Origin of the sequence: Amycolatopsis sp. NPDC051373 (genome assembly GCF_040689465.1) — a bacterium.
GTDB lineage: Bacteria > Actinomycetota > Actinomycetes > Mycobacteriales > Pseudonocardiaceae > Amycolatopsis.
This window is the reverse complement of sequence record NZ_JBFBAE010000004.1, coordinates 101,321-116,085: the sequence shown is the minus strand read 5'-3', so window position 1 is coordinate 116,085 and position 14,765 is coordinate 101,321. Positions and strand designations below refer to the sequence as shown.

At 71.8% G+C, this 14,765-nt stretch carries 14 protein-coding genes and 1 pseudogene; 7 read left to right on the top strand and 8 right to left on the bottom strand.

Annotated features, from left to right (window positions below):
* Window positions 1-10: 10 nt before the first annotated feature.
* A complete protein-coding gene (locus AB0383_RS08915) occupies window positions 11-1,600 on the top strand; it encodes an ABC transporter ATP-binding protein (RefSeq protein WP_366186177.1) in 1,590 nt (529 codons plus the stop codon).
* Between the two features lie 60 nt (window positions 1,601-1,660).
* On the opposite strand, the gene AB0383_RS08910 is transcribed toward AB0383_RS08915, so the two are convergent.
* Window positions 1,661-2,911 carry a sialidase family protein gene (locus tag AB0383_RS08910; RefSeq protein ID WP_366186175.1) on the bottom strand — a complete coding sequence of 417 codons (1,251 nt, stop codon included), beginning with the start codon at window positions 2,909-2,911 and terminating at the stop codon, window positions 1,661-1,663.
* An 87-nt stretch (window positions 2,912-2,998) separates the two neighbouring features.
* Between AB0383_RS08910 and AB0383_RS08905 the strand changes: the two genes are divergently transcribed.
* Together AB0383_RS08905 and AB0383_RS08900 are read left to right on the top strand one after the other, a co-directional pair.
* On the top strand, window positions 2,999-3,148 hold the full coding sequence (locus tag AB0383_RS08905; protein WP_366186173.1) for a hypothetical protein: 150 nt from the start codon (window positions 2,999-3,001) through the stop codon (window positions 3,146-3,148).
* 152 nt (window positions 3,149-3,300) lie between these two features.
* Entirely contained in the window at window positions 3,301-6,087 is a 2,787-nt protein-coding gene (locus tag AB0383_RS08900) for a transcriptional regulator (protein WP_366186171.1), read from the top strand.
* A gap of 4 nt (window positions 6,088-6,091) precedes the next feature.
* Here the strand turns inward: AB0383_RS08900 and AB0383_RS08895 are convergent, their stop codons facing one another.
* The gene (locus AB0383_RS08895) at window positions 6,092-6,679 is read right to left on the bottom strand and encodes an ABATE domain-containing protein (protein WP_364183714.1); all 588 of its coding nucleotides are present in this window, start codon (window positions 6,677-6,679) and stop codon (window positions 6,092-6,094) included.
* A gap of 120 nt (window positions 6,680-6,799) precedes the next feature.
* Between AB0383_RS08895 and AB0383_RS08890 the strand changes: the two genes are divergently transcribed.
* Window positions 6,800-7,348 carry a carboxymuconolactone decarboxylase family protein gene (locus tag AB0383_RS08890; protein WP_366186169.1) on the top strand — a complete coding sequence of 183 codons (549 nt, stop codon included), beginning with the start codon at window positions 6,800-6,802 and terminating at the stop codon, window positions 7,346-7,348.
* 56 nt (window positions 7,349-7,404) lie between these two features.
* On the opposite strand, the pseudogene AB0383_RS08885 reads toward AB0383_RS08890, so the two are convergent.
* A pseudogene (locus AB0383_RS08885) lies at window positions 7,405-7,665 on the bottom strand (cupin domain-containing protein); the annotation flags it as partial.
* 665 nt (window positions 7,666-8,330) lie between these two features.
* Between AB0383_RS08885 and AB0383_RS08880 the strand changes: the two are divergent.
* A complete protein-coding gene (locus AB0383_RS08880) occupies window positions 8,331-8,816 on the top strand; it encodes a helix-turn-helix domain-containing protein (RefSeq protein ID WP_366186167.1) in 486 nt (161 codons plus the stop codon).
* A gap of 120 nt (window positions 8,817-8,936) precedes the next feature.
* On the opposite strand, the gene AB0383_RS08875 is transcribed toward AB0383_RS08880, so the two are convergent.
* Window positions 8,937-9,128: a hypothetical protein gene (locus tag AB0383_RS08875; protein ID WP_364183705.1), complete on the bottom strand. Its 192-nt coding sequence runs from the start codon at window positions 9,126-9,128 to the stop codon at window positions 8,937-8,939.
* Complete coding sequence (locus AB0383_RS08870) at window positions 9,125-9,331, bottom strand: hypothetical protein (protein ID WP_354870400.1); 207 nt, start codon at window positions 9,329-9,331, stop codon at window positions 9,125-9,127. Before AB0383_RS08870 ends, AB0383_RS08875 begins: the two co-directional genes overlap by 4 nt.
* 387 nt (window positions 9,332-9,718) lie before the next feature.
* On the opposite strand from AB0383_RS08870, the gene AB0383_RS08865 reads away from it, so the two are divergent.
* Complete coding sequence (locus tag AB0383_RS08865) at window positions 9,719-11,224, top strand: DUF4118 domain-containing protein (RefSeq protein WP_366186164.1); 1,506 nt, start codon at window positions 9,719-9,721, stop codon at window positions 11,222-11,224.
* 376 nt (window positions 11,225-11,600) lie between these two features.
* Window positions 11,601-11,963 carry a response regulator transcription factor gene (locus AB0383_RS08860; RefSeq protein ID WP_364183697.1) on the top strand — a complete coding sequence of 121 codons (363 nt, stop codon included), beginning with the start codon at window positions 11,601-11,603 and terminating at the stop codon, window positions 11,961-11,963.
* Here the strand turns inward: AB0383_RS08860 and AB0383_RS08855 are convergent.
* From AB0383_RS08855 to AB0383_RS08845, 3 genes are all read right to left on the bottom strand, one after another.
* A complete protein-coding gene (locus tag AB0383_RS08855) occupies window positions 11,960-12,613 on the bottom strand; it encodes a response regulator transcription factor (protein ID WP_364183694.1) in 654 nt (217 codons plus the stop codon). The genes AB0383_RS08860 and AB0383_RS08855 overlap by 4 nt on opposite strands.
* A gap of 120 nt (window positions 12,614-12,733) precedes the next feature.
* Window positions 12,734-13,315, bottom strand: a complete 582-nt coding sequence (locus AB0383_RS08850; RefSeq protein WP_366186161.1) for an LUD domain-containing protein — start codon at window positions 13,313-13,315, stop codon at window positions 12,734-12,736.
* Window positions 13,312-14,763: a lactate utilization protein B gene (locus tag AB0383_RS08845; RefSeq protein ID WP_366186527.1), complete on the bottom strand. Its 1,452-nt coding sequence runs from the start codon at window positions 14,761-14,763 to the stop codon at window positions 13,312-13,314. The genes AB0383_RS08850 and AB0383_RS08845 overlap by 4 nt, the downstream gene beginning before the upstream one ends.
* Between the last annotated feature and the right edge of the window lie 2 nt (window positions 14,764-14,765).

Sequence of the window (14,765 nt, the reverse complement as noted above, 5' to 3'; positions counted from 1 at the left end):
GGGGACCACGATGACCGAACCGCTCCTGGAAGTCTGTGACCTCGAGGTGTCCTTCGGCCGCACCCCGGCCGTGCGGGGCGTGAGCCTCGAAATGGCACCGGGCGAACGCGTGGCCGTCGTCGGGCAGTCCGGCTCCGGCAAGTCCACCACCGCGCACGCGGTCATCGGCCTGCTGCCCGGCGCCGGGCGCATCACCGGCGGCGCGATCCGGTGGCGCGGCGAGGACCTCACAAACGCCGGGGAGAAACGGCTGCGCCGCCTGCGCGGACGCGAGGTCGGGCTGGTGCCGCAGGACCCGATGTCCAACCTCAACCCCGTGGCGCGGGTGGGCCGGCAGGTCGCCGAAACCCTCGTGGCGCACCGGATGTGCTCGCGCCGGGAGGCGTGGGCTCGGGCGGTGGAACTGCTCGGCGAGGCCGGGATCCCCGAACCGGCGCGGCGGGCACGGCAGTACCCGCACGAGTTTTCGGGCGGGATGCGCCAGCGCGTGCTGATCGCGATCGGCCTGGCCTGCCGGCCCGACCTGCTCATCGCGGACGAGCCGACCTCCGCGCTCGACGTGACCGTGCAGCGGCAGATCCTCGACCACCTGGAGAAGCTCACGCAGGAGCTGGGCACGGCGTTGCTGCTGGTCACGCACGACCTGGGGCTGGCGGCGGACCGGGCCGACCGGGTCGTGGTGATGTCCGAGGGCAAGATCGTCGAGGCCGGCCCGGCGCGCCGGGTGCTGACCGAGCCGCGGGAGGGCTACACGCAGCGGCTGGTGGCGGCGGCTCCGTCGTTGACCGGCCCGATGCACGAGGCCTCGGCGGCCGCCCACGTGGTGCTCGAGGTGTCGCACGTGGCGAAGGAGTACCGCGTGCGCGGCGGCGGTGGTGCGCTGCGGGCCGTGGACGACGTGTCGTTCACCGTCGGGCACGGGCGGACCACGGCGATCGTCGGGGAGTCCGGTTCGGGCAAGACCACCACCGCGCACATGGTGCTCGGCCTCGTGCCCGCGACGTCCGGCACGATCCGCCTCGACGGCGCCGAGGTCGTCGGCCTGCGCGGCGCCCGGCTGCGGGCCGCCCGGCGTGCGATGCAGCCGGTGTTCCAGGACCCGTACGCGTCGCTAGATCCGATGTGGACGGTCGAGCGGCTGATCACCGAGCCGCTGCGGACGTTCGGCGTCGGCGACCGCGCGTCGCGGCGCCGGCAGGTGGCGGAGCTGCTCGACCAGGTCGCGCTGCCCGCCGCGCTGGCCCAGCGTTATCCCCACGAGCTGTCCGGCGGCCAGCGCCAGCGCGTCGCCATCGCCCGCGCGCTGGCGGTACGTCCCCGGCTGGTCGTGTGTGACGAACCGGTGTCGGCGCTGGACGTGCTGGTGCAGGACCAGATCCTCGGCCTGCTGCGGAACCTGCAGGAGGAACTCGGGCTGAGCTACCTGTTCATCTCCCACGACCTCGCCGTGGTCCGGTCGCTGGCCCACGACGTGCTCGTGATGCAGGCCGGCCGTGTCGTCGAGCACGGGCCGGTCGGCGAGGTCCTGTCCTCGCCGGCCGACCCGTACACCCGGCAGCTGCTCGATGCCGTGCCCGGGGCCGGCACGGTCACGCTGTGACAGGCGGGGGTCCTCCGGCCTGCCGAGCCGGAGGACCCCGGTTTCAGCCGCAGTGTCCGATCAGCCGCAGTGTTCGAGGGGGCTGTCGTACTTGTCCGCGCCGATCGCGCCACCCCACTGCACGCACTTGCCCGCCGCGGCCGCGGCCACCGGGCCGGCGTAGTAGGAGAACGCGCCCGAGTCCGTTTTCCGCGTCGCGCCTTCCACCTGCAGGTAGGCCGAAGTCTGAGAAGGCGTGCCCGCACCGGTCTTCTTCATGGTGCTGACGCAGTTCTGGCCGTTCGCCGCGTTGTAGGACAGGTACGCGGAGCCCGTCGTGCCCAGCGGGGCCGAGTCGATCACGCCGTAGCCGGTGCCGCAGGCCGGGGCGCCGAGCTGGGTCTCCGACACCGTGGACCAGCGGATACCGGCGTCGGCCTGGAACTCGGGGCCGGCCTCGTACAGCAGGCCGACCGACGTCGGGCTCAGCGAGATCAGGTCGGTGTAGGACGCGTCGTGGCCCCACACGAGCAGGCTGTTCGCGTCGCTCGTCCACGTGCCGCCCTCGTCGAAGGACGAGCGCACGCGCAGCTCCTTACGACGGTCGCAAGTGGACGGTCCGGCAAACAGCAGCCGATCGTACGCGCCGCCGGCCGTGGTGGCGCTCATCTCCAGCACGGACCCCTGCACCTGCGGGGTCGTCAGACCGGTCTCCACGGCGAACTTCTTGTCGAACGTCGCCCCGCCGTCGGAGCTGATCGCGAAGGCGCGGTTGTGGATGGCGCAGGCGTCTGCGGGCTTCGAGTAGTGGTCGTTGCGCGCGGCCGCGTAGACGCGCCCGTCGGCGAGCTCGGTGACGCTGATCTCCTGCGGGTTCAGCGTGTTCGGGTCGGTGGCCTCGTCCCTCGCGCCCAGGTGCCAGGTGACGCCCTGGTCGTCGCTGTAGATGAGCGCGCCGACGTCTGCGCTCGACGTGTTCGCCTGGTAGCTCATGCCGACCACCAGCCGGCCGGCGTGCGTTCCGTGCTGCAGCACGATGCCGTGGCCGGGGCCGGTCGCGAGCCAGCCGGGCGCGGTGGTGAAGCCGAGCTGCGCGGTGAGCGCCTTGGGGGCTGTCCAGGTCGCGCCGTTGTCGTCGCTGTAACTCACGCGCGGCACCCGTCCGCACGCCGCCGACCTCACGCACTGCATCTCGGTCAGCAGCACGATCCGGCCGGTCGGCAGCACGATCGGCACTGCGTTGTCCTTGGTGTCGCCGAACCCCTGCACCGCGATGGTCGACGCGCTCCACGTCTTGCCGTTGTCCTTCGACCGCTTGAGCACCACGTCCACGTCACCGATGCCGCGCAGCCGGCCCCCGTGTGCCGTCCCTCGGCGAAGGCGAGCAGGTCGCCGTTGTGCGCCTTGACCACCGCGGGAATGCGGAAACAGTGGTACCCGCCGGTGTTCGCCTGGAACACCACCGTGCTCGCCACGTCGGCCGACGCGGGCGCGGCGGGCAGCGCCCCCAGCCCCGCCGCCGCGGCGGCGGCCGCCAGCACCCCGTCGCGAAACGTCTCAATCCCATGATCCCGGCTTCGTCCTGACTCCTCTGAAGTGCGGCCAGGATCGCGGCGGACCGTACAAGCGACGTGCAACGGCGATTGTTCTCAGCGCGCCAGAAGGTCGAAGTTTCCGGAATCGCCGATGTGGGGGCGTTCGCCCCGATAGAGTTCCCCGCTGTGACCGCGCCGCCACAGTCTCTCGCCGATGCCCTCCCGGAACCCGCGAAGAACGCCGAACCGGTCCGTGACGAGCTCGTCGAAGAGCTGCGCAAGTTGATCAAGCCCATGGCCGAGGCCATGCTCGGCTTTTTCGCCGAATCCCCGGACGTGGCCGTGGCTCACCGGGTGCGGGATGAGGGCGTTCGGGCGAAGGTCGTGCAGCAGGTCACCGGCGACTCGGACACGCTGCTCAGCGAGACCAACGAGCAGATCTCCGTGCTGCGCCAGGCGCGCCAGGCACTCGAAGCACACGAAACCCCGCCCCAGCAGGCGGCCGGGCAGCCCGACCCGCGCGACAAGGCCGCCCACGCGCTGCTGGGTTCCGCACTGTGGCTGGGTGTCCTGGTGCCGGTCGTCGTCTGGCAGCTGCTCCAGACCCCGCTGAGCCCGACCGCGCACTTCTGGGTGTCGGCCGCCGTCGTGGTCGCGGGATTCGCCCTGCTCCGGCCGGCGTACCTCGCCGTCGCGCGGGCGGGTCGGCGGCTGACCGGCGAACCGGCCCTCGGCGGTGCGGGCTGGCCGTTCCTGACCGGCTTCGCCACGACGTACCTGCTGCTGATCCTGCGGCTGTGGCCGTCTTCGCGCGAGAGCATGGGCCCGTTCTGGGCAGTGATCGTCTGGGTTGCCCTCGGCCTCGTCACCGCGTTCCTGCTGTTCATGGTGATGGCGATCGCGTTCTTGAAGCTCAAGGACGAGCCGCCGGGCCGGCGCGTCCCGAGTCCGGTCGTCTGGCGGGAACTGCTCGTCACGGTGGCGGCGGCCGCGATCCTCAGCCCGGTGTTCACCGCGGCGAGCGGGGACTGGGCTGCGTGGCTGGTGGCCGACCTGCTGTGTTCGCTGATCGCGGTCTTCGGCGGTCCGCTCCTGCTCAGCTCCGTGCCCGCGCGGCTCTCGCGGGATCCCGCCCGGTTCGGCAGTCCCGCGTGGACCCGCCGCCACGACCAGCTGGAGCTGGCCCGCGAAACGGCGAGCCAGGAGTGGACGAAAGCCGCTGTGGCGCAGGTCGAGCAGAGCGTGCGGCTGCACCTCGCCGCGGTACTCGACCCGCCGTTCAGCACCGAGCTGCCCGAGCTCGATCGCGGTGCGCTCGGCCAGATGCGCCCCGGTGAGCAGGTCTTCCTGGACACCGACGCGGCCAGGCGGCTGCGGTCCTTGCTCTCGGGCATCCGCGGCGGCGCGGTCGGGATGGCGGGCCCGCGCGGCGTGGGCAAGTCGACGCTGCTGGAGGCGTACCAGGCGGGCCGGTTCCTGGACCCGAACCGCGTGCACATCGCCTTGCTGGAAAGCGTCCCGGTGCGCTACGACGCGCGCGAGTTCGTGCTGCACCTCTACGCGCGGGTGTGCGAAGCGGTGATCAAGTTCTGTGAGTCCGAGGGCGCCGAGGCGGCGGATCGGCCGAGCCGGTGGGCGGCGGTGTGGCCCGTGCTGCGTCGGGCGTGGCCGTTCGCCGCTGTGGTGGTCGCGTGGGTCATGGTCGGTGTCCTCGGGTCGCTGACGTTGCGCAGTCCGCAGGCCGATCTACGAACCTGGCTCACGGCCAACTGGTGGACGCTCGTGACGCTGCTGGGCGTGGCCGGTGTCGCGACTCTGGCGCGGCGCCGCCGCCGCGTCTCGCCACCGGAGCCGGCGGAGGTGCACGAGCAACCCCGGCTCGAACCCGGTGACGTGCGGGGGCTGAAGGCGGTCGCGGAGGGCAACCTCGGCCGGATCCGTTATCAGCAGAAGCACACGTCGGGCTGGTCGGGCAAAGTCGGCCTGCCGGTCGGTGCCGAAGCCGGCGTGAGCGGCTCTCGGGAGACCACCCGGCAGCCGCTGACGTATCCGCAGATCGTGCACCAGTTCAGCGCTTTCCTCGGCCTGACCGTCGACTGCGTCCGCGGGTTGCCGCAGATGGCCACGCCGTCCGTGGTCGTCATCCTCGACGAGCTGGACAAGATCGTCTCGGCGGAGGCGGCTCAGGATTTCGTCAACGAGATCAAGGCGGTGCTGACGTTCGACGTTCCCGGGTTCCTGCTACTGGTCTCGGTGTCGGAGGACGCGCTGGCGTCGTTCGAACGGCGCGGCCTGCCGGTGCGCGACGCCTTCGACAGCACGTTCGACAGCATCTTCCGGCTCGAATACCTGCGGCTCGACGACGCGCGGCAGCTGCTGAACCGGCGGGTGCTGGGGCTGCCCGAACCGTTCGTGTGCCTGGCGCACTGCCTCTCCGGTGGGCTGCCGCGCGAGCTGATCCGCGTGACGCGGCAGGTGCTCGGCTCGGCCGGGCAGCTGGCCGACGTGGCGCGCCGGCTCGTCGGGGAGGAACTGCGGGACAAGCGGGCGGCCCTGCGCACGGTCGTGGGCCGCGACACCTTCGACGACATCGCCGTGAGCGAGCTGGTCCGGCACGTCGACGCCCATGCCGTGGCTGAGGGCGCTTCGCTGCTGACGGCCGCGGCTCAGCCGCCGGTCACCGCTGCGGTGACGACCGAAACCGTCGCACTGCACCGGCTTCAGCTCGAAACGCTCGGGCACCTGTACTACCTCGGCACCGTCCTCGAAGTGTTCGGCCCGGCGTTCGGCCCGGCGGATCTCGAACGCGGACGCGGCGAGGGAGACTCGTCGTTCGACACCCTCACATCGGTCCGGCAGCTCTTCCCGGTCAACGCCCGACTGGCGTGGCTGACCATCAGCGCGTTCCGCCGGGCGTGGGACCTGCCGGTCGTCAACCCGCCGGACGCCGCTCGGAGTGACAACGGCGCGTAGCCCGTCAGCTCTTGGCGTGGTGACGCTGGTAATGCCGCTGAACGCGCGCCCTGTTTCCACACCCGGCCGAGCACCACTCACGCCGGGAGTGGTCCTTCACGAAAAACAGCAGGCAGTTGGGCGCCAGACAGGCGCGCAGCTTCTGCCGCTGGTCGCTGCCGAGCAGGTCGATGCCTTGGTGCGCCAGGAATGCCACAGCGCGTTCGGCCGGGGTGCCGCCCGAACGCAGCACGCGCGCGGGCTCGCCGTCCTCGGGCCAGACGAGCTCGGCGCGGGTCTGGGCCAGGTCGTTGAGCGTGGCCAGCGCCTCGGCCCGGGCCACCTCGACCGCGACCGGGCGAGGGTCGTCCGTGGCTTCGGCGGCGAGCGCGCGCAGGGCGTCGCGCAAGCGTCGAAGCCGGTCGGCGACGGGCGCTGAGTCGCCGTCGAGCGCCACGCCGGCCTCGGTCTCGAGACGAGGGGCGACCGCCGCCAGCCAACCGGCGACGTCGGCCTCGTCCGTCAGCGCGTCGGTCACGCCGTCGCGGCCCGCGTTCACGGTGTTCATCAGCTCCACCGGGAGTGGTTCGCCGAGCAGGGCAGCGGTCGTCATGGCACCCACACTACCACTCCCTAATGGAAGTCTGAGTCACAACCATTTGACAGCGCCAGCCGGCTCATGCCACCTTGGCCTAACGGTTACACAAGTTTCAAACATTAGAGAGGTTCCGAGATGTCGACGCTGCCCCAGATCGAGCTCGAACACGCCACCGGCCAGGCCGCGGTCCTGCTCACCGAGACGAAGAAGAACATGGGCGCGATTCCGAACATGGCGAAGACCATGGCGAGCAGCCCCGCGCTCCTGAAGGGCTATCTCGGCCTGTCCGGCGCGCTCGCCGGCGGCGTGCTGCCCGCCGCGGTCCGCGAACGCCTCGCGCTCGCCACCGCCGAATACAACCAGTGCACCTACTGCCTGTCGGCGCACACGATGCTCGGCAAGAAGGTCGCCAAGCTCGACGCCGACGAGATCGAGCGCGCCCGCCACGCCGACTCGGCCGACGAGCACGTCGCCGCCCTGCTCACCCTGTCCGACGCCATCGCCCGCGGCCGCGGCACGATCGACGAGACCGTCCTCAAGACCGTGCGCGAAGCCGGCGTCACCAACGCCGAGATCGGCGAGGTCATCGCCAACCTGGCGCTCAACATCCTCACGAACTACTTCAACATCGTCGCCGACACCGACAACGAGTTCCCCGTCGTGCAGCCCCACCAGCACGACTGAGTTCGCGAGCGGGGTTCGAGCCGAACCAGGCTCGAACTCCGCTCAGCGCACAGATTTCAGTCGGCCACCGGACCGCCACCGGGGAACCCGCCCTGCGACAGCACAGTGATCACCTCCGCCGCGACATCTCCGCGGTTCGCGAAGCGGTGCCGCCGGCCCGTGCGCAGATAGACGCTGTCGCCGGGTTCGAGGTCCACTTCGGACTCCCCGCCGTCGAGCGTGAGCTGCACCGCGCCGCGCACGACGTGGACCCATTCTTTACCGTCGTGCACGGCTCCAGCAGGGCGATGCCCGACAGCAGCGTGCGACTCGTATCGGGAGAAGCCAGGTAGACGCTCATGCCGTCGGCCGGCCTGTAGACGCGCCGGCGCTCGGCGGCGGAAGCGTCGTGACGTCGCCGGTCAGCCGGCTATCGCAGCCCTTCGCCGGGGAGGTCCTCGACGGCCAGCCGCAGCCAGTCGCGGTCAAGGAGAAAGTGCAGGTCCGGCCCGCGCCCGACGACGCGGGTCGCGGCGGGCAGGTCCGGTCCGTCCGCCTGGACCAGGCTCGCCCCGGCGCGTCGCGGCCACGTGCTCGATGCCGTCGCCCAGGGTCTTTCCGATCACCGGCCTTCCGTCGGCGTCGTGGACGATCGCGTTGCGGGCCGCGACCGCCTGGGGCGCCAACGGATCGGGAAACGTGGCCCAGCCCGGCTGGGTGGTCGTCGGCCGCTGCCCAGAGAGCCACGGCCTCGCCGGAGGGACCGAAGTCGCGCGCGCACACCGCGTTGAGCTCCGGGTCGTATTTCTCGATGCGCGCGATCGCCGACTCCGTCAGCTCGACCGCGCTCACCTTGCCCGCGCGCAGAGCAGCGGACAGTTCGCCGGCCGCCGCGTAAGTCCAGTCCGCCTGCATCGGTGATCCCCCTGCTGGGTTCGAATCGTCGAAGTCAGACTCTACGCAGCTGACTTCGGCGATCGCAACTCAGGGGTAGACTCACCGCATGGCGATGACTCTGGAGGGCGCGGTCACCGACCGGCGCGGATGGCTGACCGAGAACTGCTCGATCACCAAGGCGATCGACGTCGTGGGCGCCCGCGCGACCGTGCTCGTGCTGCGTGAGGCCTTCTACGGCACGACGCGCTTCGACGAGTTCGTCGACCGCACGGACCTCTCCCCCAGCGTCGCGGCCGCCCGGCTAAAGCAGCTCGTGGAGCTCGGCGCGCTCGAGAAGCAGCCCTACCGCGAGCCTGGCTCACGTCCGCGCGACGAATACGTGCTCACCCCGATGGGCCGCGATCTCTTCCCGGTCGTGCTCGCGCTGATGCAGTGGGCCGACAAGCACCTGCAGCCCGACGGCGGTCCGGCCCGGATCGTCGAGCGCGGCTCCGGAAAACCCGTCAGCGTCGCGCCCCACACCGACTCCGGTGAGCCGCTCGACCTCGAAGCCCTCGCCGTCGTGCCTAACGAGACCTGGGTGCGGCCGTGATGTCCGCCCGTGCGGGAACCCGCATCGCCACTCGCGAATTGGGAACCCGGCCGACGTCGCGGGGCGGGGGACACACGACCTCGGCCGGGTAGCTGCGGGGACGGCGGTCCGTCCCGGTTTTCACTGTCCGCCAGGGATTGCCTGGCAATCGGCGCGCTGTGGCGCACCTTCACCCGAGCCGCGCTCGGCCCGGTCGAGCAGCCAGCCGGTCGGCAGTCCGAGCCGCGCCGCCTGGCCGCGCAGGTCGAAGTCGTCCCAGCCCAGCAGCCGATCACTCGACCACCAGTTCGGCCGTCCCACGTATTCGGTCACGCCGCACTCATTCCTCGCGAGACGACCGGCGCCGAGACGTCTTCGTCGGTCTGCGGGTTCGGCAGCCGGCACAGCGGCCCGCCGCCGGGGTGCGAGACGACGCGGCTGTCGGCGAGGAACCACAGGCGCTCGGCCGGGCGGCCGCACACGGAGCACGGGCAGCCGAACAGCTGCAAACCCCAGCGGGAGAACTGCTCAGGCATGGATCGTCCTCTCCGCGTTCGTGAGGCGCCGAGCGACGAGCACGGTCGTGGGGCAGCTGCGCGGCAGCCGGCCCGACCGCGTCCGCTGCCGAGGTCCGGCCGTGACGCGGCGGGCGGCGACCGCGCGTCCCCGGTCGGGCAAGCCGTGCTGACGCATCACGCTTCCACCTTCCGATCCGGAGCAGATCTCGGGGGCGGGCGACATCTTCACGTCCCGGTGCCGGCTACCGCCATGGCTTTCGAGTCCTCACAGGATTGCCGGGACCGGCTCCAGTCCGCATTCCTGCCACCTGGAGTCCCCCGCCCCCGCTACCCGGACTTTCGCCCGCGGGCCGGGGGCTGGCTGTGCGCGCGGGCGGCGCCTATCCTCAGGATGGGTGTTGCGGCGTGTCCAACGAAACGATGGTGCAGCGCCGCCGAACCGGAGAGCTCATGCGGCGGCGCTCCAGCGGCGCGCTCGCCGCAGTGGTCGCCGTCGCCGCCGTCACGGGTATCGCGCTGCTGCTCGAACCGCACGTGGACTCGGTGTCCCTGCTGATGCTGTACCTGGTCGTGGTGCTGCCGGTCGCCGTGATCTGGGGAACCGCCCTGGCGGTGGGCACCTCGTTGCTGAGCGTCGTCGTCTACGCGACCTTGTTCGCCCCGCCGCCCTCCGGCCTGCAGCTCATCGACGCCCAGAACGCGGTCGCGCTGGGCGTTTTCCTCATCACCGCGGTCGTAGTGGGGACCCTCGCGTCACGACTACAGCGCACGGCCCTGATCTCCGAACGCCTGACCGACGAGCAGTCGGCCCTGCGCCGCGTCGCGACGCTCGTCGCCCAATCGGTCTCGCCGCCGGAGGTCTTCGAAGCCGTGACGCGTGAGGTCGGCCTGCTCTGCGACGCCGACCTGGCCCGCATGGAACGGTACGAAGTGGACGGCACCGTCACCGGCGTCGCCGCCTGGACCCGGGTGCCCGTGCACCTGGCTGTCGGGACGAAGATCGAGCTCGACGGGCTCAGTGTCGCGCGCGAAGTGCGCGTCACGGGCGCACCGGTACGACTCGCGAGCTTCGCCGGCGAGACGGGCGCGATCGCGCGCGAGGCCCGCAGCCTGGGCATCCGCTCGTCCGTCGGCTGCCCGATCGTGGCGTCCGGCCGGCTGTGGGGCGTGATCGCCGCGTCGACGAAGAGCGCCGAACGCTTCCCGGACAACACCGAGGCGCAGATCGCCAGCTTCACCGAGCTCGTCGCCACCGCGATCGAAAACGCCGAGGCCCGCGCCGAGCTCCAGGCCTCCCGAGCGCGCATCGTCGCCACCGCCGACCGGACCCGCCGGCGCATCGAGCGCGACCTGCACGACGGCGCCCAGCAGCAGCTCGTCTCGCTCTCCCTGCAGGTGCGCGCGGTCCAGGCGCTGATCCCCGACGAGTCCCTCGAGGCGCGCGGGGAGCTCGACCGCATCGCCGACGGGCTGTCCGACGCGCTGGACGAGCTGCGCGAGATGGCTCGCGGCATCCACCCCGCGCTGCTGGCCGAGCTCGGCCTCGTGCCCGCGCTCAAGGCCCTCGCGCGCCGCTCGCCGCAGACCATCAACCTCGACGTCCGCGCCGACGGCCGGCTCCCCGAGCCGATCGAGGTCGGCGCGTACTACGTCGTCGCCGAGGCGCTCACGAACGCGGCCAAGCACGCGCAGGCCACCGCCATCACCGTCGTCGTGGAGACCGGCGCCGACGTGCTGCGCATCGTCGTGCACGACGATGGCGCGGGCGGCGCCGACTTCGCCCGCGGCACCGGGCTGGCCGGGCTGAAGGACCGCGTGGAAGCGCTGGGCGGGCGGATCTTCCTCCACAGCCCACCCGCCGACGGCACGACGCTGCGCGCCGAGTTCCCGCTGGTCAGGCAGGCAAGCTGAGCGGCCGTACCGGCCAGCCGGTAGGTGAGCTACCCCGCTGGCCGGGCCCGGGGATTCCCGCTCGCCGTGACGACGGCGAGCCCCTCGAGGCACCACACTGGGTGACCAGACGGAGGCAACAAGGGTTCCTCGGGAAGAAGTCCGGTCATGACAGTCCACCACCACGCAAACAACAGGTACTGCACCCGGTGCGGGCGCTGGCACAGCCACTGCGACGCCTGCGGCTGGTTCTGGTACGGCGCCTGCACTTTCGCGGAGTCGCTGCGGCGCATCCGGTTGCATCAGCTCGACGAGGTGTACGCGGACGGGGTGACCGGTCGTGGCCGTACCGGTTAGCGGGAATGCGCGTACTGCGCGGTTCTGGGAGGGTGAATACGTGCGGTGCCTGATCGTCGACGACAGTCCGGGTTTCCTGGCCGCGGCTCGTCGGCTGCTGGAGCGTGAGGGAGTCACGGTCGCGGGGGTGGCCCGGGGCGGAGCGGAAGCGTTGCGGTCCGTCGACGAGCTACGCCCCGACGTCGTGCTGGTCGACATCGACCTGGGCGGCGAGAGCGGTCTCGACCTGGTCGGGCGCCTGGCGCGCACGGATGCCGGCGGCTCGTCGCGCATCATCGTGATCTCGACCCACGAGGAAGAGGACTACCGCGACGTGATCGCCGAGGGTCCCGCGGTCGGGTTCCTGCCCAAGGCCATCCTGTCGGCGCGAGCCATCCACGGCCTGCTCGGCACGACCGGCTAACGGTTGTCGAGGTAGGCCAGCACCGCCAGCACGCGGCGGTGGTCGTCCGTGGTCTCCGGCAGGTCCAGCTTGGCCAGCACGCTGCGTACGTGCTTCTCCACGGTCCCTTCCGTGACCCAGAGCCGGCGCGCGATCCCGGCGTTGGAGCGGCCCTCGGCCATCAGGCCCAGCACCTCGCGTTCACGGGCGCTCAGCGCGGCCAGCGGGTCGTTGCGGTGGCGGGCCTCGACGAGCTCCCGCACCAGCGCCGGCTCGACGACCGAGCCGCCCTTGGCGATTCGCCGGAGCGTGTCGAGGAACTCCCCCACGTCGGCGACCCGGCTCTTGAGCAGGTACCCGATGCCGCGGCCGCCGGCCAGCAGCTCCATCGCGTGGTCGACGTCGGCGTGGGCCGAGAGCACCAGGATGCCGATCTCGGGCAGCTCCTCACGGATGGTCCGCGCGGCCTCGAGCCCCTCGACGGTGTGGGTCGGGGGCATGCGGACGTCGACCAGGACCAGATCGGGCCGGTGCTCCCGCACGAGGTCGAGCAGCGCGGCCGCGTCGCCCGCCTGACCGGCCACGGCGAACCCCGAGCGGTCGAGCAGGCTGGCCAGGCCCTCGCGCAGCAGCACGTCGTCCTCGGCCAGGACCACTCGTGGCACCGTCATCGCCACCACCGCTTTCGCCGCGGTGCTGCCCGGATGCCGCGGAAGTCAAGTGGACAAATCGTCCCATAGCGCTTCAGCCGTCACCAACTCGCGCGGCGTGTCACCAACTCGCGCGGCGTGTCACGAACCGACGAGCACCACGTGCAGGGTCCGCGGCCCGTGCACGCCTTCGACGCGGTTCAGCTCGATGTCGCTCGTGGCGCTGGGCCCGCTGATCCACGTCTGCGGCCGGTCCGGGTCCAGCAGCGCGACCGCCTCGGGCACGCCCGGCACGATCTGGTCCTCACGGACGACGCACACGTGCACATCGGGAACCAGGCTGAGCGCGCGGCGGCCCTGGCCCGCGCCGTGGTCGAGCACGAGCGTGCCGGTGCGCGCGATCCCGACGGCCGCGGTGGTGACCACTGCGTCGCAGGAGTCGAGGTCGTCGGCGTCGGCCGCTCCGCCGAGGCCGACCGGGAAGCCGTCGGGAACCAGGATGTTTTCAGCCGCACCCAGCGCGGCGCGGACGGTGTCGGCCAGGTCGGCCGGCGTGCACCGGCTGAGGGTGGCGCGGTAGTCGACCACGCGTTCGGCGAAGAGGGAAAGCACGTCCGCGGGCGGTGGTGCGCCGCGGTAACCCCTCGGCACGGGCGCCTCGGCGTGGTCGGCGTCCCGCAGCGCGCCGCGGACGGCCGCGAGGATCTCGTCGCGCGCGCTCATCGGCGGCCCGTCCGGCGCCACCACGCGCGGAAGGACTCCGCCGGCGGCGCGGGCAGGTCGCGGGCGCCGGTCCACAGCGAGGCGGGCCAGGGCAGCCGCCGCAACGCCCGTCGGCCACCGGGCAGAACCGCGCGGCCGAAGCGGTTCAACGCCTTGCCCGCCGCACCCATCCCGCGTTCGGCGAGGGTGAGCCGCCGCGCGTCGGACAGGACCCAGGACGCGGATTTCATCGCCACCGCTTCGGGTTTCGGCGCCCCGCCGCGGTGCGCGTCCACGACCTGGGAGCGCAGGTGGACCAGCACTTCGGGGATGTCGATGCGGACCGGGCACGCTTCGAAGCAGGCGCCGCACAGGCTGGAGGCATACGGCAGCGAGTCGGTCTGCTCGTCGACGCCGACGCCCTTGAGCAGCGGGTTGAGGATCGCGCCGATCGGGCCGGGGTACACCGAGCCGTAGGCGTGGCCGCCGGTGCGTTCGTAGACCGGGCACACGTTCAGGCACGCCGAGCAGCGGATGCACCGCAACGCCTGCCGCCCCACCTCGTCGGCCAGCGCACGGGTGCGGCCGTTGTCCAGCAGCACCACGTGCATCTCCTGCGGCCCGTCTCCGGGTGTGATCCCCGACCACGTGGAGGTATAGGGGTTCATCCGCTCCCCCGTGCTGGACCGCGGCAGCAGCTGCAGGAACACGTCCAGATCGGACCAGGTCGGCACCACCTTCTCGATGCCCACCACGGAAACCAGCACCTCGGGCAGCGTCAGGCACATGCGGCCGTTGCCCTCGGACTCGACCACGACCAGCGTCCCGCTGTCGGCGACCGCGAAGTTCGCACCCGACACCGCCATCTTGGCGCGCAGGAACTTCTCGCGCAGGTGCAGCCGCGCGGCGGCCGCGAGCTCGGCCGGTTCGTCGGTCAGGTCCTCGGGCGCGGGACGGCCGGCGGCGGCCATCCGGCGGCGGAAGATCTCGCGGATCTCCGCACGGTTGCGGTGGATCGCCGGCACGAGGATGTGGCTGGGCAGGTCGTCGCCGAGCTGCACGATCAGCTCGGCGAGGTCGGTCTCCCACGCGGTGATGCCCTGGGCGGCGAGCGCCTCGTTGAGGCCGATCTCCTGCGTGGCCATCGACTTGACCTTCACGACCTCGCCGACGCCGTGGCCGTGGGCGATCCGCGCGACGATGTCGCACGCTTCGGCCGCGTCCCGGGCCCAGTGCACGGTCGCGCCGCGGGACTGCAACGCCGCTTCCAGCGTCAGCAGGTGCTCATCGAGGTGCCGCAGCGTGTTGTCCTTGATCGCGGCGCCCGCGAGGCGCAGCTCCTCCCATTCGTCCACCTCCCCGACGACGGCCGCGCGTTTGGCGCGGATCGTGCCGGTGGCGTGGGCGAGGTTGCGGCGCAGCTGGCTGTCGGCCAGCGCCTCGCGCGCGGCCGTCGGAAACGCGGGCATCC

What these genes read in the sequence shown, in the direction of transcription:
- AB0383_RS08915 (WP_366186177.1), top strand. Translation starts at nt 11, where the DNA reads ATGACCGAACCGCTCCTGGAAGTCTGTGACCTCGAGGTGTCCTTCGGC.
- AB0383_RS08905 (WP_366186173.1), top strand. Translation starts at nt 2,999, where the DNA reads ATGCGGAAACAGTGGTACCCGCCGGTGTTCGCCTGGAACACCACCGTG.
- AB0383_RS08895 (WP_364183714.1), bottom strand. Translation starts at nt 6,679, where the DNA reads ATGACGACCGCTGCCCTGCTCGGCGAACCACTCCCGGTGGAGCTGATG.
- AB0383_RS08890 (WP_366186169.1), top strand. Translation starts at nt 6,800, where the DNA reads ATGTCGACGCTGCCCCAGATCGAGCTCGAACACGCCACCGGCCAGGCC.
- AB0383_RS08880 (WP_366186167.1), top strand. Translation starts at nt 8,331, where the DNA reads ATGGCGATGACTCTGGAGGGCGCGGTCACCGACCGGCGCGGATGGCTG.
- AB0383_RS08870 (WP_354870400.1), bottom strand. Translation starts at nt 9,331, where the DNA reads ATGCCTGAGCAGTTCTCCCGCTGGGGTTTGCAGCTGTTCGGCTGCCCG.
- AB0383_RS08855 (WP_364183694.1), bottom strand. Translation starts at nt 12,613, where the DNA reads ATGACGGTGCCACGAGTGGTCCTGGCCGAGGACGACGTGCTGCTGCGC.
- AB0383_RS08850 (WP_366186161.1), bottom strand. Translation starts at nt 13,315, where the DNA reads ATGAGCGCGCGCGACGAGATCCTCGCGGCCGTCCGCGGCGCGCTGCGG.
- AB0383_RS08845 (WP_366186527.1), bottom strand. Translation starts at nt 14,763, where the DNA reads ATGCCCGCGTTTCCGACGGCCGCGCGCGAGGCGCTGGCCGACAGCCAG.